The following is a 23,386-nucleotide window of genomic DNA, read 5'->3' on the forward strand; positions in this document are numbered from 1 at the left end:
ACAGATTGTAAAAAAATTTGACAGGGCCGGGGAGGGGAGAGTCATCCACAGTCTTTCCCGATAAAAAGATCACCTGAAAACCCGTCTGCAAGGCGGGAACGGTATAGTCTTATAACCTTTAGAAAGGGGATTTTCCATGAATGTGGATTTTCATGCTACAACTTTAAAAATAAAAAAGATGACCTTCATAGGGGCCATCTCCATTGCCGCCCTGTCGGCGCCCGCATACGCAACTACCGTTGAACCGCTTCTGAGTGTGGACGAAGCGATGTCTCTTCTTGCTCACACTCATTCAACAACCTGCAATCACTGGCAGAATGCACCGCTTGCCCTGAAAGAGCAGATGCTGTCAGGCGGGAGAACGGACAGTCTCCGGACTTCTGCGGCTTCTTCGTCAGCTGTCGGCAGGTCCGTCGTGGCTGACGGCTTTGCCGACGGCCAGGTTTCAACCCCTGCTTCAACAGGCGCAAACGCCACTGGTACACAGGTTGTTTTTCTTGACTTTGACAGTGCAACTACCGGCACTTACAGCAGAACCTATAAGGAAAATGCAGACGGAACCGGTGCAGATATAACAGAGGTATTTGACGAACATATCTACACCCAGGAAGAACGTGACTATATCCAGCAGCGTTATCAGGCTGACTATGCGGGCTTTGACTACCAATTTGTTACTGAAGCCCCGGCTGAAGGCACCTATAGCACGGTTTTCTTTAATGCCAATATGCCGGGTGAGGGCGCTGCTGCCGGTCCTGCCGGGATCGAGTTTGCAGACGGGGGTGTTCCTACCAGTATTCTTTTTGGTATCGCCGACGCCATTGACTTTCGTAACCTGGACCGCGGGGAGAACGCTAACGTAGACGGTAATGCCTGGGCTATCCTGGCCGAGTTTGGAATATTTGAGGCCCGCCTCGGAATGGAGGCCACACCGGAGAATATTGCACTTGCCACTACGATCCAGAGCGCCCAGACCGGTGCCCATGAACTCGGACATATTGTCGGTTTGCGGCATTATGATGCCTGGGGACCGATCGGTCAGGGGTTGCCGACTACAGGAACTCCGCCGGATGGTGCTTTCCTGCCGACCTATACAGGTCCACGAAACGGCGACGAAACCACCCTTCACCTGATGGGATCCGGCTTCAGTGCAGGTCTCACCCTGGCTGATTCCGTTGTCACCGACCGTTTTTTCAGTGAGCGTTCCGCCATCAAACTGGCCTTCAATGAACAGGGACAGGTTGTTGCAGAAACTGATCAGGATCACAGCTGGTTTGATACGGCACAGGAAGTGCGTCTGGAAATACTGGATGTTCCCAATACCATATTACAGGGGGACTATTCCATCCATTCCAACGAACACCTGGTTACTAGCGCAATCTCCATTGAAGGCAGTATTTCGGAAATAGAGCAACTGGACTTCTATGCCTTTGAAGGAAAAGAAGGAGATATCTTCAATCTTGAAGTGATCTCCCTGGTAGACTGGAATAATGAAGATTTCTTTGACCCCATTCTCTATATCTTCGACGAAGCCATGAATATGATCATGTATAGTGACGATGAATTCGAGAGCCCGGACTCATTTATCTTTGATTTCATTCTGGACTATACAGGCATCTTCTATGCCGTCGTCAGTGGCTTTGACTATACCGGCACAGGGTTCGATGAGTGGAGCCTCGGTAACTACCAGCTCTTTGTCTCCCGGACTTCTGTAGTTTCCGCTCCGGCAGCAGCCCTGCTTCTTGCCATGGGCTTCGGTGTTCTGGTACGCTCCAGAAGGAAAAAGTTCGCCAACTAACTATAAAAGAGGAAAAATGGTGCGACCTTCACCTAAAACAGTTCTGTTTTTCCTTATCTTTATTATCACTGCACTTCCCGGACCTGTACCGGGGAGTGCTTTTTCCCAGAATTCCAGGAACGGACAAATCCAACTGTTTAAAGGCAGTCTTCCCGAAGCGATCAACGCTGCCACGGCTATTGTCGTTGCCCGCCCTGCCGGGCGGCAGTTTTCCTCTTCCCCCACCGACAGGCCGTCTATTCATTCTTTTATCGTTCTGGATGCACTGAAGGGCGTCCCGGCCGGAACAATAAAGCTTCGCTCTCCGGGCCAGACCATGCCTTTCTATCCGTCCCCGGACAAAAGCTACCTGCTTTTTCTGACAGGCGGACGGGACAATAGCTACAGCATTATATCCCACAGCCTCAGTGTCCTGCTGGCTTTTGAGGTCAGTGTGGATGACCGGCTGCAGGGCAGGCTGCCGCCTCATTGGAAGCCGTTCACGGTGAACCAGTTACGGGATCTTATTCATACCTCAGAGCATCAATCGGATTAAGATTTGCGGCCTTGTGGGCCGGATAATATCCAAAGAATATGCCGACTGCCGCGGCCGCCCCGATTGCCAGCAGAATGACAGAGGGCCCGATAACGATCGGCCATTCCCCGATCCGGCTGATCATGATGGTCGCGATTACACCAAACATTATACCGATCAGCCCACCGATCAGGCACAGGGTGATGCCTTCTACCAGAAACTGCTGCAGGATATCTTTCTTGCGGGCGCCGACACTTAAGCGAAGGCCGATTTCCCGGGTCCGCTCGGTCACCGAGACCAGCATGATGTTCATAATACCGATCCCGCCGACAATCAGCGAGATGGCCGCCGTGGCCGCCAGCAACACCGACAGGGTGGTTTCTGTCGCGGTGCGGGCCTTGACCATTTCCGACAGGTTGTGGACGGAGAAGTCATCGGCATTCCCTGATTTGATTTTCCGCCGTTCCCGCAGGATTTCCTCGATCCGGGACTTGGCCACATCCAGATCGGCCCAGTCTTCCATTTTCACCGTGATCGAGGGTATCTGGTCGGGCACTGTATCATCCCGGCCGGCGAGGCGTTTACGTGCCGTGGAAATGGGAATAATGACGATATCGTCCTGATCCCGGCCAAAGGCATTCTGGCCTTTCTCATGCAGGATACCGATGACGGTGAAGGGTATTTTCTTGATCCTGATACGTTGTCCGAGGGGATCCGTCTCGCCAAACAGTTCCTCTGCCACGGTTTGCCCGAGGATTGCCACCTTGGCGGCGGAACGGACTTCCTGATCGGCAAAATTGCGACCATTGTCCAGCTCCCAGGCCATGGTTTTGAGAAATCCCTCATGTCCGCCCTGAATAGTCGTCAGCCAGTTAGTGTTACCAACGATCACAGGCGCGGAAGCCGTAAGCGACCCGGTCATGGCATAGACGTCCTCCACTTCCTTTTGCAGGACTTCGAAATCCTTTTCTGAAAAGGGCGTTTCCGTACCGGCGCCGGCGCTCCGTCGGCCCATGAAACCGGGGCCCGGACGAACCATCAGGATATTGGTGCCCAGGCTGCTGATCACGGCCTCTACCTGTTTCTGGGCGCCGTTGCTGATGGACACCATGACAATGACCGCCGCAACCCCGATAATAATGCCCAGCATGGTCAGGAAGCTGCGCAGGGCGTTGAGCCGCAGAGCGGTAAGCGCAATGCCGAGACTGGTCATCAGGTTCATGAGGCGCCTCCTTCCGCCGTGTCCCGAATGATCCTGCCGTCCCGGAAAACAAGCTGGCGGCGGGCGCAGGCGGCAACCTCGGCTTCGTGGGTGACAACAATGACGGTGATGCCCTGGCTGTTCAGTTCACCGAACAGGGCCATGATGTCTTGGGACGTTTTGCTGTCAAGGGCACCGGTCGGTTCGTCGGCCAGAATGATCTTCGGCCGGTTGGCCAGCGCCCGGGCAATGGCCACCCGCTGCTGCTGCCCGCCCGACAGTTGTGACGGCAGGTGGTCGGCCCGTTCTTCAAGCCCGACAAGCCGCAGGCATTCCAACGCCCTTTCCTTCATTTTTGACGACGGCATATGGGAATAGAGCAGGGGGAGTTTGACATTCTCAAGGGCCGACGCCCGGGACAGCAGGTTGAACTGCTGGAAAACAAAACCGATCCGTTCATTGCGCAGGCTGGCCAGTTCATCGGATGTCATGTCGCTGACCTTGCGGCCGTCGATATAAAGCTCGCCGGAGGTCGGCACATCAAGCACGCCGATCATATTCATGAAAGTGGATTTGCCGGAGCCTGACGACCCCATGATGGCAACATATTCCCCCTGGCGGATGGTCGTACTGACTCCGTCCAGGGCGTGTACCACAGTTTCGCCAAGCCGGTAATGGCGATGCAGGTCATCGCAGACAATCAGGGGCGGATTATCATCTGTGCCGGGGGACTGCATCATCAGTTTTTCCTGACATATTTTTCCCGAATGACAATTTCTGTTCCGACATCAAGCCCGGGGGGCGTCCCTATAATCTCCGTATAGTCCTCGTCACTGATGCCGGTCAGAATATCATGCCGAATGAGGTAACCGTCACCGTTCAGGGTCCAGAGCACACCGTCCCGGGGGCGTTCGCGGCTGTTTTGCGCCTTTTGCCAGACTTCATACTGATCCGGCGTCATGACTTCCCTGAAAATATTGCTGATGCGCTGGCGCATGGCGTCCCTTTCCGTTGCACCGGGCGGCGGGCCGAGGACCGGTGCCTGGCTGCTGCCGAACAGTTCTTTCAGGCGGGCGGCTATCTCGGTTTGCTGTTCGGCCGTCAGGTCAACACCTTCCGGCACGCGCGGGCCATTACTCCCGCCATTGACAGGCGGGAAGGGGGCACCGGCAGGGGCAGTCGCCTGAGGTTTTTCAGCCTCCATCACCCGGCTTTCGTCCTTTGGCTTGAAACGCAGGGCCATGTTCCGGACCCTGAGCACATTCTTGCGCTGGCCGGTGATGATATTCACATTGGCGGTCATGCCCGGCAACAGTTTAAGCTCGTCATTGCGCGCCGATATGATGACCATGTAGGTGACCACACTCTGGGATTCTTCCGGCGACAGGCGTACCTGCTTGACCGTACCCTCGAACTTAAGGTCAGGGAAGGCATCAACGGTAAAGAAGACGATATTGCCGTCCCGGATGTTACCAATATCGGCTTCGTCGACCTCCGCCTCGATCTGCATTTCCCGCAGGTCCTGGGCGATGGTGAACAATACCGGTGTCGACATGCTGGCGGCAACGGTCTGTCCGACATTAACGGCACGGTCCACCACGACGCCGTCGATCGGCGAACGGATGTCGGTGCGCTCAAGATCAAGTTGATCCTGCTCCAGATTTTCCCGGCTTTGCAGCAGGGCCGCTTCGGCGTTCTTCACCCGGGACTTGGCGACAAGAATCCCGGCCTCCGCCGTTTTATAGTTGGCCTCGGCATCTTCATAAGCGCTTTGTGAGACATTACCCTTTTTCAGAAGCTCCTTCTGGCGCTGAAAGGCCAGACTGGCCTGATAGAGCAGGGCTTCCTCCTGGACCAGACTTGCCTTTTCCTTCTCCAGGTTGGCGATGGCGACGGCAACATCAGCTTCCGACTGCCTGACCCGGGCGGCAAAGGAACGGGGGTCAATCCTAGCAATGATCTCGTCCTTTTTGACCCCGGAATTATAATCCTTGTAAAGCGCAATGATCTGGCCGGACAATTGCGACCCTACCTCTACGGACACCACCGGCTGGACGGTGCCGGAGGTATAGACGCTGCGGTTGATGGAGCCGCGATCGAGGGCCCCGGTCACATAGGTCACATCGCCGGAGGAGGGCGACGGGGCGATGAGGAAATAATAAACGCCGGCACCCGCAAGCAGGGCAAGGAAGGCGGCTGAAATAACTTTCCGGTTCAACACGGCAGGTCTCTCACAGGATTACATGATATATTACAGAACATATATCATGATACGCCAGCCCGCGGTTTTACTGTCACAAAAAATATAAAATTTAAGCCCGGCCGGATCAGTCGGCGGTCAGTTTAGTCAGCACCTGTTCGAGAACATCAATCTGTACATCCGACAGCCGGTCACCGAAGAATTTATTCATCCGGCGCACGATCAGCGGATAGGTCTGTTCAAACACAGTCCGCCCGGCAGGGGTCATATTGACAAAGACCACCCGGCTTGACTTGTCGGACCTCTCCCGCTTGACCAGTCCCTTTTTCTCCAGCGAGGAGACAATATAGGTGGCATTCGGCGGTGAAAAGAAGCAGGCCTTGGCCAGATCGCTCATAGACTGGGTGCCGGTACGCCCCAGCGTTATCAAAAGGGCCAGTTCCGAACTCTTCAGATTGCTGCCCGGCGCACATTCGCTGGCCATCTTGTAGAGCCGGTGGCGCAGGGCCATAATACTCTGGGCCAGACAAACTGACCTGTTTTCCTGTGGTGTAGCATCCCTGGTCTCGGTATTTTTATTTTTTTTCTTTGTCATGGGTTCCCCGGCCTCATTATCTTCGGCCTGTCCCTCGTTTGCCGGATAAGTACCGGACTTGGTAATCCCCGAAAATCGCGCAAAATATATATCTGCACCTACAAAGAGTCAAATTTTTATTTAAAATCAATAAGTTAAAATTTTAACTAAATTTTTTACATGCGAAAAAAGATCAATGAAATGGGGATGATAAGTGAAAATAGTTGCATAGACATGTTCCGGGAAAATGTTAACATGAATGCTGGATTTTATTCAATTTGGGGATGAATCATGCTTCGGAAAATTGTTTTTTTACATCCTTTGATAATTTTTTCTGGTTTCATGTTCCTGATACTTGTTTTTTCAGTGGTCTCGGCAGAGATCATAACACCGTCTGAACGAACACATGGAATTATCGGGGTATTATCTTTTCTGCTAATGTTCGGATGGCCTCTTTCAGTGATAAGATTTATTCAGCTTGAATTTGTTCCGCAACACGTTCTTCACAGCCAAGTCTTGCATAAGCTAGGGTTTGCCATTTTCTTGGTTTTTGCACTATTTAGACTGTTATCCGCATATATGCCTGAGAGATGGCACTATATCGAACACGAGTTAGGCGCGGCCTTAAGCCTGGCTACAGGGTTGGCATTTCTGATGTTATTTTGGCGGGCGTCAAAAATTCTCGTTCAAGAAGAAATAAAACAGAATAAAGAGGTTTTTCAACCTTACGGGGCGAATGCTAGGGCGTTCTCATTTCTGATTATATTTGCCTATTGGGTATTTACAGCGCATTTCATCCAGAAACGTTTATGTAGATTAGAAGCATCAAAGTCTGCTTAAACAATTGATATTGTGCCTGAATATACAAAAACAGGCCCCACTGAATATAGCAGTCAATTATTCGCATAATTTATATTATGGTAAATAATATATTCCCAATAGCACCGTAACGATGGCCAGGGTTATAACAATCTTGATCCCCAGCGCCTTGATCCAGCGGTCAGTAACGCGTTTATTGTGGACCTGCATCGCCACACGGGCTTTTGATATTTTTTCTTCACCATGCAAATCTGCGCCGGCCTCCAGGATCACACGAAGCTCCGGCGCACTGAGTTCCATGAGGTCGTCTTGGTCACTCACGATCATACTTCCCGCAGCACCTGGGCCGGTCGTGCGGCCATGGCAAGCCAGATGCTCATCATGCCAACCAGCAAGGTAAAGGCAATGCTGACGCCAATGGTCAGTGCCGGAATGTTAACAGCGAAATGCCACGGCATGGTCATGATGCCGACGACAATTCCCCAGGCCGCCAGGGTGCCGAGTGCAATGGCGACAAGGCCGGCCATAAGCCCGAGAATGATAAATTCAAGCACATAGGCCCTGAGCACGTCCATCCGGGTTGCCCCGAGAATTTTCAAAACCGCCGCATCATAAACCCGGCGTTTGTGCCCGGCGGCAATAGCACCGGCCAGCACCAGGATCCCGGCCAGTATGGTAATAGCAGCCATCACATCGACGGCGGCCCCGATCTTGACCAGCATATCCTGCAATGTGGTGAGCACCTCTTTCATGCGGACAATGGAAACCTGGGGATATTCCCGGGCAATGGCCCTGAAGGTCTCGCTTTCCAGCTCCGGCGCCACCTTTGCCGTCGCCACATAGGTAAAAGGTGCGGGTTTCAGGGTATTCGGGTCAAACATGACCACATAGTTGATACCATAAGATTCCCAGTCCACTTCCCGCAGCGAGGAAATAGTCGCGGTGATCGACCGGCCAAGCACATTGACGGTAATTTCATCGCCAAGATCCAGATACATGGTGTCCGACATATCGGTGGAAATACTGACTTCCGGCGGGCCGTCATAGCCCTCGGACCACCATTCGCCAGCCACAAGCGGGTTGTTTTCCGGCCGTTTGGCGGCAAAGGTCAGGCCCCGGTCGCCGCGCAGCATCCAGCTGCCTTCCGGGTCGATCTCGACCTCTTCGGACGGAATTCCCATCAGGTGCGTGATGCGGCCGCGCAGGTTAGGAACGCTCTGTATATCATTGACACCGTTTAGATTTTCCAGAAATGACGTAAAGGCGTCATGCTGGTCTTTCTGGACATCGATAAAGAAGAACGACGGCGCCTCGAGGCTCGCCCGGTCATTGATTTCCCGGGTAATGTTATTTTCCACCAGGGCAATGGCGGTAAACAGGATCAGGCCGAGCCCGAGCGACAGAACCACCGAAACAGTAGCGTTGCCGGGCCGGTGAATATTGCTGAGCGCAATGCGCAGGGTCGGGCTTTTCGGGCGCGGCAGACGGCGGGCGAGAAACCGGATAAGCCACCCTGCCCCATACAGCACCAGAAAGGCAAACAGCGTGCCGCCGAGGAAAAACAAAGTGATGTTGCGATGTTCCGACTGCCAGACCACAAGCCCGACCAAAGCCGCCAGAAGGCCGAGGATAAGGGCAATGAAGATCTTGGGATATTTTACCCGCTCGTTCTTATGGACAAGCTGGCGGAACAACCGGGCGGCCGGGATATTCTGCGCCCGGCTTAACGGCCACAGGGTAAAGATCAGGGTAATCAGCAGGCTGTAAAGCGCCGCCAGCAGCAAGGGCTTGAGGTAAAAGCCAGCCGCCACCGGTACCGGCAGAAAGCGAACCAGAAGATCGCCGACCAGCACCGGCATCAGGGCGCCAAGCACAAGACCGGCTGCCGTGGCCAGCGCTGCCATCAGCAGGACCTGGATCAGGTAAATCTGCATGATCATGCCGGAGCGGGCGCCAAGGATCTTGAAGGTGGCGATGGTTGATGTTTTGCCCGAGAGGTAAGCTGTCACCGCATTGCTGACCCCTACCCCGCCGACCAGCAGCGCCGTCAAGCCCACAAGGGCGAGAAACTGGCCGAGCCGGGTGACAAATCGTCTGACGCCCGAACCACCGTCACCGCGGTCCCGAAGCCGCCAGTCGGCATCGGGGAATGCCTGCTTGATCTCTTCTTTGACAGCTTGCAGCTGCTGCCCGTCGTTCAGTTTGAGCCGGTAATAATTGCGAATCAGGCTGCCGGGCTGCACGAGGCCGCTGGCTTTGAGGCCCGAATAGGACATGAGCGCCCCCGGCGCCAGTTGCAGGCCCTGGTTTGAACGGTCCGGCTCGAACGTGACAATGGCGGAGACATAATAGACCGTACTGCCCAACTTCAGCGGATTACCCCGGCTGAGGGACAACCGGTTGGCCAGCGCCTCGGAAATCACAACCGCCGGTTTTCCGTCCTGTTCCGCATAGAGGTCTGCCGGGGCATCGCCATTCAGGAACTTCAATGCTCCAAACAACGGATAAAGGTCATCAACGGCCTTGAGCTCCACCAGCGAACTGTCTTCGACCTTGCCCGCCGCCTGATGGGCCATGACCCTAAGCGTGGACACCCGGGAAATGATGCCGCGCGCTTCCAGGAAAGATTGCTCTTCCGTACTAAGTTCCCGCTGCATCATGCTGACTTCGATGTCACCGCCGAGGAACAGGCGAGCCTCCTGGCTCAGGCCTTCGGAAATATTGGTGGTGACGGACCCCACCGAGGCAATGATGGCGGTACCGAGGAACAGGCAGGCCAGGAAAATACGGAATCTTTTGACGCCGGAACGCAGTTCCCGGAGGGCAAAACGGAAAGCTGTCGGGAGTGAGTTCATTATTCCGCCGCTTTCCCGTCTGCTTGAGACAATTCTTCAATCCGGTCGATCAAGCCGTCCTGGATATAGAGAATACGGTCGCATTTACGGGCAAGCTCCGGATCATGGGTGATCAGGATCATGGTGGTACCCAGTTTTTCGCGCAGGGAAAAGATCAGATCGATAACCGCCTGACCGGTTTTGCCGTCCAGGTTGCCGGTCGGTTCGTCGGCAAACAGGATTTCAGGCCGCGGTGCGACGGCGCGGGCAATGGCCACCCTTTGTTGCTCACCACCGGACATCTGGGCCGGGTAATGATCAAGCCTGTGACCGAGCCCGACATCCGTGAGGCTTTGCTCGGCGATAGCGAAGGCGTCCCGGTTGCCGGCCAGTTCCAGCGGCACGGCGACATTTTCCAGTGCCGTCATGGTCGGGATCAGGTGGAAGGCCTGCAGCACAATACCGATATGGTCGCGCCGGAACAGCGCCATGTTATCTTCGTTGAGGGTATCAATGCGACGGCCGGCGATGGTAATTTTGCCGCTGGTGGCCTTTTCCAGGCCGGTCATGATGGACATCAGGCTGGACTTGCCGGACCCGGACGGCCCCAGAATGGCGATGGCTTTCCCGGGCTCGATGGTCAGGTCAATTCCACGCAGGATGTTGACATCATGGCCTTCACCCTTAAATTCAAGATGTATATTTTGAAGTTCTACGATATTTTGGGCGGTCATTTAAACTACTTCCGTTGGGCGGTCTGGTTTTATTGATCCAGAGGATATAATATAATGTACGCAGGCGCACTTAAAACCCGATTATCCAAAATAAAGTTATTTGCCAACAGGATGGCGATAACCGGCCTGATAATTGCGACCAGCGCCATGATGATGGCGCCCCCTTCCCTGTCGGCGGATAAAACCATCCTGGCCATTGGCGACAGCCTGACGGCCGGATATGGCCTGCCGCCCGGTCAGGGTTTCCCCGAACAGCTGGCACAGGCCCTCAAAGCCGAAGGACAATCCGTCCGGATGATCAATGCCGGCGTTTCCGGAGATACGACGTCGGGTGGACTGTCCCGCCTGGAATGGGTGCTGGACAGCATTGACGGCAACGGCCCTGAACTGGTGATCCTGGAATTTGGCGCCAATGACGCGCTCAGAGGCATCGACCCGGTCATCACCAGGGAAAACATCGACAAAATGCTTTCCATCCTGAGCACCCGGGATATCCCGGTGCTGTTTGTCGGCATGATTGCCCCGCCCAACATGGGGCCTGATTACGCAGATCTGTTTAATAAAATCTATCCGGAGCTGGCCGGCCTCCATAATGTATCCTTCTATCCCTTTTTCCTCGACGGGGTTGCCGGGACACTGGAACTGAACCAGACTGACGGCATGCACCCCAATGAACAGGGCGTAGCCGTGATTGTTGAAAAAATCATGCCTCACATCCTGCCGCTTCTCTGACAAAACAGGCCTCGTCAGCGACCTTTTGTCGCAGCCAGAATTCACTTTATCGCGGAAATTTTTGTTCACCGCAAAAGGGGTTCTGTTTATCGCATAACAGTTCTCAGACCCCACCTCCTCTGCTTAAATGCACTTACCACACAGCACACCTGAGGAGATAAAAAATGACACACAAGGTTAGAGTTGCCACCTATGCTACAATCATCGCCCTGGCCGGCGCAGTTGCCGCTCCTGTTTATGCGGATAGTATCGAAGAGCGCAGCAGCGTTAAGTCTGTCGAATATGCTTATGTCGACAAGAATGATGCCAAGAAAATGGTGAAAGACTATCTGAAGGAAAAGGGACATGCCTCCCTGCGTCCGGGCGATGCCCAGAAAATCAGCGTCCTCACCGGAATCGATGAAGAAAGCAATGAAAAAATCTTCCGCGATAAATGGAAAGTCGACGTTCGCACGCTGAACCGTGCCCAGATCGGAACACTTTATGTAGATACAGAGACAGGTGAAATTACTACTAAACGGTAATTACCCCTACTACCCCTCTTATCTGTCTCTGTGGAGCAAGCCTGTACCCCCGGGCTTGCTCCATTTTTATTGATCTTTTCATTTAAAAAGAACATCTCCCGGGTTAGTCTTGGCCCAACTCAGGGAGTGATAAATGAAATTACGTTTCGATCATTATGGCGACAATGGTTTCCCGCTGATCATATTGCACGGCCTGTTCGGCTCAGCCTCCAATTTTCGCAGTCTGGCCAAACTATATGGTGAAAAATATTCGGTCTATTGCCTGGACCTGCGCAATCACGGGGAAAGTCCGCATGGTGACGACAGTTCGTATGACGCCATGGCGTCTGATATTCTCGAATTTATGGATGACCACAACATGACGTCTGCAAATATCCTCGGCCATTCCATGGGCGGAAAGGTGGCCATGCAGCTGGCGCTCAGTCATCCGGACAGGGTCAATAAACTGATTGTCGGTGACATTGCGCCGGTCACCTATCCGCCCAACCACACAGAAGTTTTTGACGGCCTCAACGCCCTCGACCTGAATGCGATCAGCTCCCGGGGCGAGGCGGAAACTGTGCTCAAAAACTATATTTCAAATCCCGGTGTGCGCCTGTTCCTGCTGAGCAATCTCGCCCGTAAAAAAGACCAGGGCTTTTACTGGCGCATGAACTTGCCGGTCCTTGAACATGAGTATGATCAGATTGCTGCCGCCCCCAGGGGAGCTCCTTTTGAGAAAGCCGCCCTGTTCATCCGCGGTGAATTATCTGAATATATTCCGGAAAGTTTTTATCCGGCGATCCGCGAGCTGTTTCCCAATGCCCGAATAGAAACCTTGGCCGGTGCCGGACACTGGCTGCATGCGGAAAAACCGCAGGAATTTACCAAACTGGTTATGGATTTTCTGGAGGACTGAGAGATGAAGATAGGAATAATCGGCGCTGGCGGCATGGGTGGGTTTCTCGGTGTCAAGCTTGCCGAAGCCGGACATGAGGTCTTTTTTGTTGCCCGCGGAAAACACCTGGAGGCCATGAAAGAAAAAGGCCTGACCCTTCGCGAGGAAGAAAGGGACACGACCGTCACCAGTTTCATCGCCGCAGAAGACCCTTCTTCTTTTGGGGAAATGGACCTGATCGTCTTCAGCGTCAAACTTTATGACACAATGGAGGGCGCCAGACTGTGTCTGCCTATGATGGGACCGGACACTATTATCCTGACCCTGCAGAACGGCGTGGAAAGCGTTGATATGATTTCCGAAGTGGTCGGCCACAACAAGACAATTGCCGGATCTATCTATGTCTCCGCCAATATCGAAGGCCCGGGTGTCATTCGTCATAACGGCGGCGCTGGCATGATGATGTATGCGGGACCAGACGGCATCGATGAAAAACAGTATGAAAAGATTGCCGCCGTTGTCCAGGACAGCGCCATGGCCGGTGACAGACATCCGGATATGATGGTCATGTTGTGGGAAAAATTTGTCCTGCTGGCGGCCAATGCGGGACTTGGCGCCATGACCGGAATGGAGGCTGGCGCCATGTGTCAGGATCCCGACATTCGCCCGCTGTTTGAAATGGCTTTGAAGGAAGTGGAGGCCGTGGCCAACGCCGCCGGTGTTAGCCTGCAGCAGGGCCTTGTCCCCATGATGATGGCCCGCATTGACGCCCTCAAGGGCCAGAACCTGCTCGCTTCCCAGGCATATGCAAAGCTGCATGGCAACAAGCTGGAAGTGGAATGGATACAGGGCACCATTCACCGGCTGGGTCAGAAATATGGCGTGCCGACGCCGGTGCATTCCCTCTGTTACGTCTGTCTGAAACCTTTTGCCAACGGCGCTCAGTAAGGATTGCGGGCTTTCTGGACGGCTTCGATGATCAGGTCAGTGGCAAAATCCACTTCGGCTTCGCTGGACATGCGGCCAAACCCTACCCGAACACTGCAATCGATTTTTTTCCGGTCAAGGCCGAGTGCGGTCAGGACATGAGATGGCTTTGGTGTTGCTGCCGAGCAGGCCGCGCCCGTGGACAGGGCAATGTCCCGGATGCCGGACACCAGAATGTCACTTTTGACGCCCTCAAACGTGAGGTTCAGGTTGCCCGGCCAGCGCTTGTCCCTGGAGCCATTGACCGTTATTCCGTCGAGGACAGTTTGCAGTTGTTCCAGAAAACGACCGGCAAGTTGCTGAACATGGGCATTGTCCTGTTCCATCTCTTTTTCCGCCAGTGCACAGGCCGCCCCAAGTCCGGCACATAATGCAGGGGCGAGAGTTCCCGAACGAAGCCCCCTTTCCTGCCCGCCGCCACTGAACAAGGGCACCGGCTGCGGTTTCAGGTTTGTGTTCACATAAAGGGCGCCAATTCCCTTGGGGCCATAGAGCTTGTGCCCGGAAATGCTCATCAGGTCGACTTCAAGAGCTTTCATGTCCAGCGGGATTTTCCCCACACCCTGCGCGGCATCTGTATGGAAACAAACAGCTTTATCCCGGCAGATCCTGCTGATTTTCGCCAGATACTGGATCACGCCGATTTCATTATTCACCGCCATTACCGAAACAAGTCCGGTTTTATCAGTGATGCTTTCGGCAAGAAGGTCCAGATCCAGAATGCCGTCGGCACCCACCGGAAGGTAGGTGACCTCAAGGCCGCTTTGTTCCAGTGACCTGCAACTTTCAATTACGCAACTATGTTCCGTGCAGACGGTTACGATATGATTTTTGTCCGGGTACAGGGCATAGGCCATGCCTTTAATGGCCAGATTGTTCGATTCCGTGGCACCGGAGGTAAAAACAACTTCCTCTTCGTCTGCCCCTATCAGGGCGGCAATTTCCCGCCGGGCCTTTTCAACCCCGGCAGAGGCTTCCCAGCCGAACGAATGATTGATCGAATGAGGATTGCCGAATTTCGTGGTCATATAAGGCATCATGACGTCGAGGACCCGCCCGTCCAGGGGCGTTGTCGCCTGATAGTCCAGATAGATGGGCAGGTTCGGTCGGGTCATGCACCATGTTTCCTGTCATAAAGTCTGCACCAGGCCGCAATAAAACGGTCGACATCTTCCTCACGGCTGTTCCAGCCGAGACTGATCCTCAGGGTCGAGGCTGCCTCATCCGGTGTTCCCCCCATGGCCGTGATGACATGCGACGCCTTGACCTTGCCTGAAGAACAGGCCGAACCGGCGCTCACACAAATTCCTTCCAAATCCATGGCCATAACCTGGGTTTCGCTGGATACACCCGGCATCAGGACGCTGGTGACATTCGGCAGGCGCGGGCTTTGCACACCGAAAAATCGTACCGTATTGCTATGCTGCGACAGGGTATTCTCGATCCGGTCCCGCCATTCACCAACCTGTTTCATCAACTGAATTGATTTCGGCACCAGTCCGGCCGCCACGCCAAACCCGGCGATTCCGGGCAGATTTTCGGTCCCGGACCGGCGACCAAGTTCCTGCCCGCCCCCCCGGATCAGGGGCTCGACATTTATCTTTTCCCAGGCAACAAAGGCTCCAACGCCCTGCGGGCCACCAATCTTGTGAGCAGAAAGGCTCATCATATCCACACCGAGGGCCCGGAAATCCAGCGGAATCTTGCCAAACGCCTGGACTGCATCGGTGTGCATCAGCGCGCCGTGTTCATGAACCAATTCTGATAGGACGGCAATATCCTGAAGGATACCGGTTTCATTATTGGCCAGCATGATGGAAACGACCGTTTTCCGGTCGCTTTCCTGAAGAAGTGTTGCAAGTTTCGCCGGGTCGATCAGGCCATTGGAGCTAACCGGAAGAATGACCGTTTCACCGGGAAAATTTCGGGCGACGTCGAGAATTGAATCATGCTCTGTCGCCGCGACAATGAGGCGTCCTGCACCAACGCAGCGAAGGGCTATATTATTGGCTTCGGTACCGCCGCTGGTAAAGGTGATCATCTGCGGACGACAGTTGATCATGTCGGCGATGCCCTGACGTGATTTTTCAAGTGTCGCCTTGGCCTTACGGCCGAGGGAGTGGACAGAGGAGGCATTGCCGCCAGCAGCCATAACCCGGCCCATTTCGTCAATGACTTCGGGCCGGACCGGCACTGTGGCGTTATAGTCCAGGTAGATCACTGGTCTGGTCAATGGAAATCACCCCGTTTCCGAACCTGCTTTATTCGCCGGCCGGGACTTTTTTGTCTGCTGTCTTGTTCTCCGGGTCTTTCGAGCGGGCCAGCAGAGTGTTTTCTGTTTCAAGCTCTGCCACTTCCTTTTCCAGCTCTTCCACCCGCGCACGAAGTCCGCAGACCATGTCAAACATGCCTTCAAGAGAACGGGCGATCGGATCGGGAATATCATCGGTCGGCATGCCATAAGCACAGAAGTCTTCCACTTTCCTGCTTTCCGGCGGCTGTACGACCTTGGCAGGAATACCGACAACAGATGTATTTTCCGGTACCGGTTTGACCACAACGGCGTTCGATCCGACACGGCACCCTCTGCCCAGAATAATGGGTCCAAGCACCTTGGCCCCGGCGCCGACAATGACACCTTCTTCAAGGGTCGGGTGTCGTTTGCCTTTTTCCAGCGAGGTACCGCCAAGGGTTACCCCTTGGTAAAGGGTCACATTATCGCCGACTTCAGCCGTCTCACCGATAACTACCCCCATGCCGTGATCAATAAAGACACCTTTACCTATTTTGGCGCCTGGATGAATTTCGATGCCGGTAAAAACACGGCCGATGTGGGACAGAATGCGTCCCATGGTGTGAAAGCCCGAATTCCAGCACCAGTGGGCCCAGCGATAGAAGATCAGGGCGTGGATGCCGGGATAGGCAAAAAAGGCTTCTACACGGGACCGGGCGGCCGGATCTCGCTCCATTGCGATGGATATATCGTGGCGAATATTGTCAAACATGGTTTTCTGCCAAATGACAGCTTGCCCTTTTGACCCGCTTTTATGTTATAAAGACACGGAATCGGTCAGACTAGCTTGTTAGTACTAACTATATAATAGTTCATATAAGCGCGGCAATCAATCACGTCAAGGTATTGCCAAAAGGACAGTCGGTCACAATATATTGAGAGATATTTGACTTTTGCATTTGTGAGGTAAGACAATCAAGATATGCCTGAAGTAATTTTTAATGGCCCTGAGGGCCGCCTGGAAGGGCGTTATCACCCCGGCAAAGGGGAAAATGCCCCTATTGCCCTGATCCTGCATTCCGATCCGCAATATGGCGGAAATATGAACAACAAGATCTGTTATTACCAGTATCACTCCTTCGCACGCCGTGGTTTTTCGGTTCTGCGGTTTAATTTCCGCGGTGTTGGCAGAAGCCAGGGTGAATTTGACAGCGGCATTGGCGAACTTAGCGATGCCGCGGCGGCACTTGACTGGCTGCAGTCCTTTAACCGGGATGCCTCAAGCTGCTGGATTGCGGGTTTTTCCTTCGGGGCCTGGATTGGCATGCAGCTTCTGATGCGTCGTCCGGAGATCGAGGGGTTCCTTTCAGTATCCCCGCCGGCAAACCTTTATGATTTCAGTTTCCTTGCCCCCTGCCCCTCTTCCGGGCTGGTTATGCAGGGCACGGCCGATACAGTGGTATCTGAACCGTCTGTCCAGAAACTGGTTGAAAAACTGCAAAGTCAGAAAGGCATTACCATTGACTATGAAAAAGTCGAAAATGCCGACCATTTTTATGAAAATCATCACGAGCCGCTGGTGCGCAAAATTGATGAATATCTGACCAAACGGCTCGGCTACTAATCACCGGTCTGTAGGCAAATGTACAACGCCTCCCGGCATCGGACGGTTCACGCCGGTCGTGCCGGGAAATGTTATGGGCAGGTTCTTCAGCCTGCGCACAGCCAGATAGGCAAAGGCTTCCGCCTCAATAAAATCTCCGTGCCAGCCGATGGATTCCACCGGTGAAATCAAGGCAGATGTTCGGGATTCAAGCTGTTCCATCAACACCGGATTATGCCGTCCGCCGCCGCATACAAAGCAGCTTTCAGGCGGTCGCGGAAACAGGTTCATAGTTGCCGCAATGGACTGAGCAGTAAAAGCCGTCAATGTCGCCGCCCCGTCTTCCAGTGACAATTTTTCCAGCCCTGGTACTGTAAAACTGTTTCTGTCCAGTGACTTGGGCGGAGGCTGGCGGAAATATTCATGGTCCATCCAGGCTCCCAACAGGTCATCATGAATCTTTCCCTGACGCGCATGACAGCCATCCTGATCGCAGTCCTCGCCCGTGTGATTTCTGATCCAGTCATTGAGTAACGCATTGCCCGGGCCGGCATCACAGGAGTGAAGTTCGTCCTGACTACGATTGCCGGGAATCCAGGTCACATTTGACACACCGCCAATGTTGATGATTGCGAGATCAGCATCGCCGGGACGCGCCGAAATAAGAGCAAGATGATAGATTGGCACGAGCGGCGCCCCCTGTCCACCGGCCGCCACATCCATACTGCGGAAGTCACTGACAACAGGAACCTGCAGGCTGTCTGCCATCATCTGACCGTCGCCAATCTGCCAGGTCCAGCCCTCCGCCGGGCGATGAAGCAACGTCTGGCCATGAAAACCGACGACCTCGATTTCCTTTTTTTTCAGGCCGTTATTGCTCAACAGGTCTTTGACGGCGAGTATATGATGTTCCGTCAGGATTTCCGCGAGACGGTTTATTTTTGCATCGTCCTGGGCCGGCTTATTGTGTAGCCTCGCGGTTGCCAGTCCTTCGAGAAGGAGATTCTGTATTTCTCTATTATAGGGAATATGGACAGGGTGACCATATGGCTCTGCACCGATGCCATCCGTCAGCAGCAGTGAAGCGTCGACACCATCCAGAGAGGTCCCACTCATCAGGCCGACGGCAAGTATTTTTTTGTCGGAAAGCTGTTTTTCCATGAAGTTTCCGTTTAATTATTACCTGAACCTATGCTACATGATGCGCCTGAAATGTTACAGAAAATAAATCCGCAACTTTTTTCAAATGCAACCAAAGAATAATATTATGACCGACACAGCCGACAGTTTTCTGCCAAAATCCTCGTTTCTTTCAACCATGAAGGACCGGGGATATATCCATCAGTGCACCGACCCTGGAGGTCTGGATTCCGCATTGCAGGAGAAAATTGTACCGGCATATATCGGTTTTGACTGCACGGCCACCAGCCTGCATGTGGGTTCCCTGGTTCAGATCATGATGCTGCGTCACCTGCAGAAATCCGGGCATAAACCCATCGTGCTTCTTGGCGGCGGCACCACGCGGATTGGTGACCCCACGGGCCGGGATGAATCCCGGGCCATGCTGACTGACGAGCAGATCCAGGCCAATATGGACGGCATCCGCAAGGTGTTCGAAAAATACATTTCCTTTGGCGACGGTGAGACAGATGCCATCCTGGTCAACAACGCCGACTGGCTTGATGAACTGAAATACATTGAGTTCCTGCGGGATATGGGCGTCCATTTCACCATCAACCGCATGTTGACCTTTGACAGTGTCAAGCTGCGCCTGGAACGTGAGCAGCCGATGACCTTCCTGGAGTTCAACTACATGATCCTTCAGGCCTATGACTTTCTGGAACTGAACCGCAACTACGGCTGTTGTTTTCAGATGGGCGGCTCTGACCAGTGGGGTAACATCATTAACGGCGTGGAACTGAACCGCAGGGTCGACCAGAAGGAAACCTTTGGCCTTACGACCCCTCTTGTGACCTTGGCCAACGGCCAGAAAATGGGTAAAACCATGGGCGGCGCCATATGGCTTAACGATGATATGCTGTCCCCTTATGATTTCTGGCAGTTCTGGCGTAACACCGATGATGCGGATGTTGGCCGGTTTCTCCGCCTGTTTACAGAACTTCCCATGACTGAAATAGAGAAACTGGAATCCCTGGAAGGCGCTGAAATCAACGAGGCCAAAAAAGTTCTGGCCAATGAGGCAACAAAAATGTGCCACGGCGAGGATGCTGCCCATGCTGCCGAGGAAACAGCGCGCAAGGCCTTTGAGGAAAAATCCCTTGCTGCTGACCTGCCAAAGATTTCTGTGCCCAAAGCAGAACTTGAAGCAGGTGTCGCCTTCAGTGATCTTTTTACCCGGGCGGGCCTTGCAACCTCAAAAGGGGAAGCAAGACGCCTGGTCAAAGGTGGCGGCGCCCGTCTCAATGATGAAAAAATTGATGACAGCGAGTTGATGGTTACCACAGCCATGCTGAATGAAGAAGGCACGATCAAGCTGTCTGCCGGTAGAAAACGGCATATTCTGGTTGAACCGGCCTAGTCCTGCGGTCCTGGCGGAGGAGTATCCGGCGAAATTCCCTGCAGCTCCTCGGCTTCTTCCCGCAGGGTCTTTTTATCGGAACCTCCGAGTACGCTGAAAATATTCCTGAGTATCCCTGGGGCCAGAGCAGCCAGCGGGTTCACCCGTATGTCGGTTTCCTGCATGGTGCCTGTCATTTCAAAAGTGGCCGCAAAAATGCCCTGCCCCTTGCCGCCGGTCAGGATTGCGCCAATAATGGGAATGTTGCTGAACAGGGAGTTCAGTCCGTAGGCGGGCACAATGGTTCCCTCGATATTGACCTCATTGTAGGATTGATCGACCTTGCCGGACATGGTCACGCCCAGTGCATTACCCCGGGCTGTCCCCTTTTTGATATCCAGAATGCCGTTATATTGATGAAAGTCCATCTGGAACTTGTCAAATTGCAATCCGCCTTTTTTAAGTTCTTCCCGGGCTTTGGAAAAGTCTTTTTCCTCCAGAAGCTTGGAAACTCCCGGTGAATCGCTTATCAGGAAATCTTCAGCGGTCATGCGTCCCTCGATGGACAAGCCGCCATCCCGTCGGCCATAATCCGCGGCGATCTCCATCGTTCCATTAACACCAACATTAAAGACACCCGTTCCACGCAGGGTCTCCCCGGCATTACTGCTTTTAACTTTCAACAGACGGTCTTTTTCCCCCTGGCCGAGGTTAACAGTAAATTCTTTGCCATCCTCGAAGAAAGCCTTGAGGTCAAGGCTTCTGAAATCGCCTCCGGTATAAGCGCCTTGCAGGGTCGTATCCCACAGGGTGACCCCGTTTTCGGCTTTTACTTTCTGCAGGCTGGCGCTTACATCGAAATCCGGCATTGTGCTGTCTTCGTCACCAGACCCGGCGTTTTTTAAAATCTTCAAAATAGGCCTGGCATCAAACTCCCGGGCTCTGATTGACGTATTGTAATTTTGTTTTTCCGCATTCCAGACCATTTCCATGTCAAAGTCCATATCAGGCATTCTCAGCCTGGATATGGCGAGACGAGCCGTGCGGTCCTCAACGATCAGAACCTCTGAAGAGGCCTGAAAATCAGAACTGACAATATTTATGTCACGAACCTCGATAATGTTTCCGTTTTTGAAGTCCAGTTTGAAGTCAGCCCCGGCGGATATATTTTCTTCCTTGATCCAGCCAATTGGATCAAACGTGATACGCGTTGAAAGCAGATCGACATGCCCGGTGCCGGTTTTCATACTCGCGCCCCTGCCCCTGAGTTCAAGGTCGAGAACTGCGGGACCTTCCACATAGGGACGGAAAGGAAGATTAAAGGCATCCCAGTCTGCCCCGGCCATGGGACCTTTTATGTGATAACTAGTCGGAAGTTCATTCCCGGTTGTTTCGAACGCTTCGTTCCAGACCGCTGCAAATTTGACACCATTGAGCAGAATATCACCCTCAGCCCTTAGGGAATTGCCATTCACAGACAGGTTTATATTCCCATCCATAATGGACAATTTGTCAGATATATGGGGAATCTTCAGGTTATCAATTTGAGCGTCCACCTGAAACTCGACCTGCTTGAGTGAAAGTTTCTTAAGCAAGGGGAACTCGAGGGAAAGTATTGCAGTCCCTTTACCCGTTACACTGCCGGGTTCAATCCCGTATTTCGACGGATAACCGAGTGGCTTGTGATCAATAACCGCAAGAATATCTTCTACGGATCCTGACAGGGGAAGTTTAAAGCTGGCCAATGCCCCGCCCTTTTTGTCAATATCCCTGAACAGCAGTTCGCCGTTGCTAACAGTTACATTATCGATATCCCCCTGGTCAGCCGTCAGGGTGAATGTTTTCAAATTCAGGTATCCTGAACCGGATACATTTTTGAGTAACGGCATGGGATGAAGATAGTCGGCAGCGACATCCCTGATATCAAAACGAAACTCAAAGGCCGTTTCCGGGAGCTGCTCCGCCTTCCACATTTCAGGATCAATCTTCACATCAATGGTTCCGTTTCTCACGGATCCGGCGCTGATATTTTTGCTGATCCATTTTCTGGCCCCGCGGGCTTTTTCCGGCGGCCAGTAGGTCACGAGATTGGAAAACAGGAGCTCCCCGATGCGGGCATTAAGTGTCACGCCAGGTTCCCGCAGGCTTCCATAGAGCAGGCCATCTCCGTTAATTTCAGCTTTGTCTATCCTGAGCAGAAACTGATCCAGAAATATGATCTGTTGATCACCGCTGTAATGACCGCTCAGATATATATTGTCCAAAGCAACCGGTGCCGGATAGAGTTCCATTGCATTCAGGGTACCTGCCCCGGCCTCGACCTCGAAGATGACACTGTCCAGAGCAAGTTCGGTTCCAACTGCAATATCAATGATACCATTGAGCGGAACATTCAGGGATTTTAGCTGTTCCAGCTCTTTGACGTCGCCGGCAAAAGTGCCCGGTGACAGGTTTGAAAACCTAAGCTGAAGAATAGCATCCTTGCGTCTGTTGTTGTGGGCAATGGAAAGATGCAGGGGGGCAATGTTGATTTCGGAAAAAAGGATATCTCCCTCTAGCAATGCCAGCAGGCCTTCATCTGTTCTTTTCATATTCAGCACGGCGCCGGGTATAATCCAGTGACTGCCCGACGCTTCATCGATGAAAGTGAAGGAGCTGTCCCGGAAAGTCAGTTCCTTGAGATAGCCCGCAGCGTTCATCGGCGCGGGTTCAGACAAGAGCTGCCGGGTCATGCGCGGAATGATTTTCTGACTTGTCTGGAAATCGTCAAGGAGCCTTTGCAGCTTTACCTGGAAGGGTTCTTCACCGCCACTTTCCCAGAAATCTCCAGGCAGAGGGAATTCAAAGTGCAACTTTGAGAAATCGGCACGAACCGGCGCCAGCATCCCTCGCAGCATTCCCAGAGCACTGAACTCCACATAAGCTTCCGGAATATTGACCGACAACTCGTTTATTCTGTCCGTGAGCGAGATATTGACAAAACGAACCTCAATTCCGCTGCTGGTCTGAAAATCTCCGGTCGCAGGGTGCCAGGTCAGAACCACATCATCAAAATCTATCTTGAGGTCGGTAAAGTTTCTGGCCAGTGTGGACTTCAGATAGGGCGCAGCCCAGTTCAGCGCGACCGGCCCCATACTCAGCCGCCATATAAAAACAAGCGCAGACAAAGCCATCAGCGCCAGAAATATGGATAATATCTTTAATGTTCCCGTAGGTCGTCTCAAAACCAGTTTTCTCTTTT

21 protein-coding genes are annotated in these 23,386 nt (G+C 53.3%); 9 read left to right on the top strand and 12 right to left on the bottom strand.

Features of this window, described 5'->3' with window-relative positions; all coding sequences use genetic code 11:
* The first annotated feature begins 178 nt into the window (after positions 1-178).
* Entirely contained in the window at positions 179-1,795 is a 1,617-nt protein-coding gene (locus tag ACORNT_RS12395; protein WP_321391227.1) for a hypothetical protein, read from the top strand.
* Between the two features lie 16 nt (positions 1,796-1,811).
* On the top strand, positions 1,812-2,330 hold the full coding sequence (locus tag ACORNT_RS12400; RefSeq protein WP_321391230.1) for a hypothetical protein: 519 nt from the start codon (positions 1,812-1,814) through the stop codon (positions 2,328-2,330).
* On the opposite strand, the gene ACORNT_RS12405 is transcribed toward ACORNT_RS12400, so the two are convergent.
* The 4 genes from ACORNT_RS12405 to ACORNT_RS12420 form a co-directional block, all read right to left on the bottom strand.
* On the bottom strand, positions 2,299-3,531 hold the full coding sequence (locus ACORNT_RS12405) for an ABC transporter permease (protein WP_321391233.1): 1,233 nt from the start codon (positions 3,529-3,531) through the stop codon (positions 2,299-2,301). The genes ACORNT_RS12400 and ACORNT_RS12405 overlap by 32 nt on opposite strands.
* Positions 3,528-4,250, bottom strand: a complete 723-nt coding sequence (locus tag ACORNT_RS12410; protein ID WP_321391236.1) for an ABC transporter ATP-binding protein — start codon at positions 4,248-4,250, stop codon at positions 3,528-3,530. Before ACORNT_RS12410 ends, ACORNT_RS12405 begins: the two co-directional genes overlap by 4 nt.
* Positions 4,250-5,731, bottom strand: coding sequence for an efflux RND transporter periplasmic adaptor subunit (locus ACORNT_RS12415; protein ID WP_321391239.1), 1,482 nt, complete (start codon positions 5,729-5,731; stop codon positions 4,250-4,252). Before ACORNT_RS12415 ends, ACORNT_RS12410 begins: the two co-directional genes overlap by 1 nt.
* A 106-nt stretch (positions 5,732-5,837) precedes the next feature.
* Positions 5,838-6,305 carry a MarR family transcriptional regulator gene (locus ACORNT_RS12420; RefSeq protein WP_321391242.1) on the bottom strand — a complete coding sequence of 156 codons (468 nt, stop codon included), beginning with the start codon at positions 6,303-6,305 and terminating at the stop codon, positions 5,838-5,840.
* Between the two features lie 270 nt (positions 6,306-6,575).
* On the opposite strand from ACORNT_RS12420, the gene ACORNT_RS12425 reads away from it, so the two are divergent.
* Positions 6,576-7,124 carry a hypothetical protein gene (locus ACORNT_RS12425; RefSeq protein ID WP_321391245.1) on the top strand — a complete coding sequence of 183 codons (549 nt, stop codon included), beginning with the start codon at positions 6,576-6,578 and terminating at the stop codon, positions 7,122-7,124.
* A 75-nt stretch (positions 7,125-7,199) separates the two neighbouring features.
* On the opposite strand, the gene ACORNT_RS12430 is transcribed toward ACORNT_RS12425, so the two are convergent.
* From ACORNT_RS12430 to ACORNT_RS12440, 3 genes are read right to left on the bottom strand one after another with little or no spacing between them, the layout of a single operon-like run.
* Positions 7,200-7,424, bottom strand: coding sequence for a hypothetical protein (locus ACORNT_RS12430; RefSeq protein ID WP_321391248.1), 225 nt, complete (start codon positions 7,422-7,424; stop codon positions 7,200-7,202).
* A 2-nt stretch (positions 7,425-7,426) separates the two neighbouring features.
* Complete coding sequence (locus ACORNT_RS12435; RefSeq protein ID WP_321391250.1) at positions 7,427-9,958, bottom strand: ABC transporter permease; 2,532 nt, start codon at positions 9,956-9,958, stop codon at positions 7,427-7,429.
* Positions 9,958-10,671 carry an ABC transporter ATP-binding protein gene (locus tag ACORNT_RS12440; protein WP_321391253.1) on the bottom strand — a complete coding sequence of 238 codons (714 nt, stop codon included), beginning with the start codon at positions 10,669-10,671 and terminating at the stop codon, positions 9,958-9,960. The genes ACORNT_RS12435 and ACORNT_RS12440 overlap by 1 nt, the downstream gene beginning before the upstream one ends.
* Positions 10,672-10,725: 54 nt before the next feature.
* Between ACORNT_RS12440 and ACORNT_RS12445 the strand changes: the two genes are divergently transcribed.
* The 4 genes from ACORNT_RS12445 to ACORNT_RS12460 all read left to right on the top strand — a co-directional run bounded on the left by ACORNT_RS12445 (position 10,726) and on the right by ACORNT_RS12460 (position 13,752).
* The gene (locus tag ACORNT_RS12445; protein WP_321391256.1) at positions 10,726-11,403 is read left to right on the top strand and encodes an arylesterase; all 678 of its coding nucleotides are present in this window, start codon (positions 10,726-10,728) and stop codon (positions 11,401-11,403) included.
* Positions 11,404-11,567: 164 nt separating this feature from the next.
* Positions 11,568-11,927, top strand: coding sequence for a hypothetical protein (locus tag ACORNT_RS12450; protein WP_321391258.1), 360 nt, complete (start codon positions 11,568-11,570; stop codon positions 11,925-11,927).
* Between the two features lie 133 nt (positions 11,928-12,060).
* Positions 12,061-12,825 carry an alpha/beta fold hydrolase gene (locus ACORNT_RS12455; RefSeq protein ID WP_321391261.1) on the top strand — a complete coding sequence of 255 codons (765 nt, stop codon included), beginning with the start codon at positions 12,061-12,063 and terminating at the stop codon, positions 12,823-12,825.
* 3 nt (positions 12,826-12,828) lie between these two features.
* Positions 12,829-13,752 (top strand): 2-dehydropantoate 2-reductase, encoded by a 924-nt coding sequence (locus ACORNT_RS12460; RefSeq protein ID WP_321391264.1) that lies wholly within the window; start codon positions 12,829-12,831, stop codon positions 13,750-13,752.
* Here ACORNT_RS12460 and ACORNT_RS12465 read toward each other — a convergent pair.
* Genes ACORNT_RS12465 through cysE form a run of 3 tightly spaced genes read right to left on the bottom strand, consistent with a single transcriptional unit; the run spans position 13,746 to position 16,796 of the window.
* Positions 13,746-14,906: a cysteine desulfurase family protein gene (locus tag ACORNT_RS12465; RefSeq protein WP_321391267.1), complete on the bottom strand. Its 1,161-nt coding sequence runs from the start codon at positions 14,904-14,906 to the stop codon at positions 13,746-13,748. The genes ACORNT_RS12460 and ACORNT_RS12465 overlap by 7 nt on opposite strands.
* Positions 14,903-16,024 carry a cysteine desulfurase family protein gene (locus ACORNT_RS12470; protein ID WP_321391270.1) on the bottom strand — a complete coding sequence of 374 codons (1,122 nt, stop codon included), beginning with the start codon at positions 16,022-16,024 and terminating at the stop codon, positions 14,903-14,905. The genes ACORNT_RS12465 and ACORNT_RS12470 overlap by 4 nt, the downstream gene beginning before the upstream one ends.
* Before the next feature lie 28 nt (positions 16,025-16,052).
* Complete coding sequence (cysE, locus tag ACORNT_RS12475; protein ID WP_321391273.1) at positions 16,053-16,796, bottom strand: serine O-acetyltransferase; 744 nt, start codon at positions 16,794-16,796, stop codon at positions 16,053-16,055.
* A 210-nt stretch (positions 16,797-17,006) separates the two neighbouring features.
* Here cysE and ACORNT_RS12480 point away from each other — a divergent pair, with 210 nt between their 5' ends.
* Positions 17,007-17,648 (top strand): alpha/beta hydrolase, encoded by a 642-nt coding sequence (locus ACORNT_RS12480; protein WP_321391275.1) that lies wholly within the window; start codon positions 17,007-17,009, stop codon positions 17,646-17,648.
* On the opposite strand, the gene ACORNT_RS12485 is transcribed toward ACORNT_RS12480, so the two are convergent.
* Positions 17,649-18,788, bottom strand: a complete 1,140-nt coding sequence (locus ACORNT_RS12485) for an anhydro-N-acetylmuramic acid kinase (protein WP_321391278.1) — start codon at positions 18,786-18,788, stop codon at positions 17,649-17,651.
* Positions 18,789-18,894: 106 nt separating this feature from the next.
* Between ACORNT_RS12485 and tyrS the strand changes: the two genes are divergently transcribed.
* Positions 18,895-20,166 carry a tyrosine--tRNA ligase gene (tyrS, locus tag ACORNT_RS12490; protein ID WP_321391280.1) on the top strand — a complete coding sequence of 424 codons (1,272 nt, stop codon included), beginning with the start codon at positions 18,895-18,897 and terminating at the stop codon, positions 20,164-20,166.
* Here tyrS and ACORNT_RS12495 read toward each other — a convergent pair.
* Positions 20,163-23,279 (bottom strand): AsmA-like C-terminal domain-containing protein, encoded by a 3,117-nt coding sequence (locus tag ACORNT_RS12495; RefSeq protein WP_321391284.1) that lies wholly within the window; start codon positions 23,277-23,279, stop codon positions 20,163-20,165. The genes tyrS and ACORNT_RS12495 overlap by 4 nt on opposite strands.
* Positions 23,280-23,386: the final 107 nt, after the last annotated feature.

It is taken from the genome of Emcibacter sp. (assembly GCF_963675455.1).
Lineage (GTDB): Bacteria > Pseudomonadota > Alphaproteobacteria > Sphingomonadales > Emcibacteraceae > Emcibacter.

Excerpts from the sequence above, each read along its gene's own strand:
- tyrS (WP_321391280.1), top strand. The coding sequence starts at position 18,895 with ATGACCGACACAGCCGACAGTTTTCTGCCAAAATCCTCGTTTCTTTCA.
- ACORNT_RS12480 (WP_321391275.1), top strand. The coding sequence starts at position 17,007 with ATGCCTGAAGTAATTTTTAATGGCCCTGAGGGCCGCCTGGAAGGGCGT.
- ACORNT_RS12420 (WP_321391242.1), bottom strand. The coding sequence starts at position 6,305 with ATGACAAAGAAAAAAAATAAAAATACCGAGACCAGGGATGCTACACCA.
- ACORNT_RS12425 (WP_321391245.1), top strand. The coding sequence starts at position 6,576 with ATGCTTCGGAAAATTGTTTTTTTACATCCTTTGATAATTTTTTCTGGT.
- ACORNT_RS12405 (WP_321391233.1), bottom strand. The coding sequence starts at position 3,531 with ATGAACCTGATGACCAGTCTCGGCATTGCGCTTACCGCTCTGCGGCTC.
- ACORNT_RS12445 (WP_321391256.1), top strand. The coding sequence starts at position 10,726 with ATGTACGCAGGCGCACTTAAAACCCGATTATCCAAAATAAAGTTATTT.
- ACORNT_RS12455 (WP_321391261.1), top strand. The coding sequence starts at position 12,061 with ATGAAATTACGTTTCGATCATTATGGCGACAATGGTTTCCCGCTGATC.
- ACORNT_RS12485 (WP_321391278.1), bottom strand. The coding sequence starts at position 18,788 with ATGGAAAAACAGCTTTCCGACAAAAAAATACTTGCCGTCGGCCTGATG.
- ACORNT_RS12435 (WP_321391250.1), bottom strand. The coding sequence starts at position 9,958 with ATGAACTCACTCCCGACAGCTTTCCGTTTTGCCCTCCGGGAACTGCGT.
- cysE (WP_321391273.1), bottom strand. The coding sequence starts at position 16,796 with ATGTTTGACAATATTCGCCACGATATATCCATCGCAATGGAGCGAGAT.
- ACORNT_RS12460 (WP_321391264.1), top strand. The coding sequence starts at position 12,829 with ATGAAGATAGGAATAATCGGCGCTGGCGGCATGGGTGGGTTTCTCGGT.
- ACORNT_RS12465 (WP_321391267.1), bottom strand. The coding sequence starts at position 14,906 with ATGACCCGACCGAACCTGCCCATCTATCTGGACTATCAGGCGACAACG.
- ACORNT_RS12495 (WP_321391284.1), bottom strand. The coding sequence starts at position 23,279 with ATGGGGCCGGTCGCGCTGAACTGGGCTGCGCCCTATCTGAAGTCCACA.
- ACORNT_RS12450 (WP_321391258.1), top strand. The coding sequence starts at position 11,568 with ATGACACACAAGGTTAGAGTTGCCACCTATGCTACAATCATCGCCCTG.
- ACORNT_RS12410 (WP_321391236.1), bottom strand. The coding sequence starts at position 4,250 with ATGATGCAGTCCCCCGGCACAGATGATAATCCGCCCCTGATTGTCTGC.
- ACORNT_RS12440 (WP_321391253.1), bottom strand. The coding sequence starts at position 10,671 with ATGACCGCCCAAAATATCGTAGAACTTCAAAATATACATCTTGAATTT.
- ACORNT_RS12395 (WP_321391227.1), top strand. The coding sequence starts at position 179 with ATGACCTTCATAGGGGCCATCTCCATTGCCGCCCTGTCGGCGCCCGCA.
- ACORNT_RS12400 (WP_321391230.1), top strand. The coding sequence starts at position 1,812 with ATGGTGCGACCTTCACCTAAAACAGTTCTGTTTTTCCTTATCTTTATT.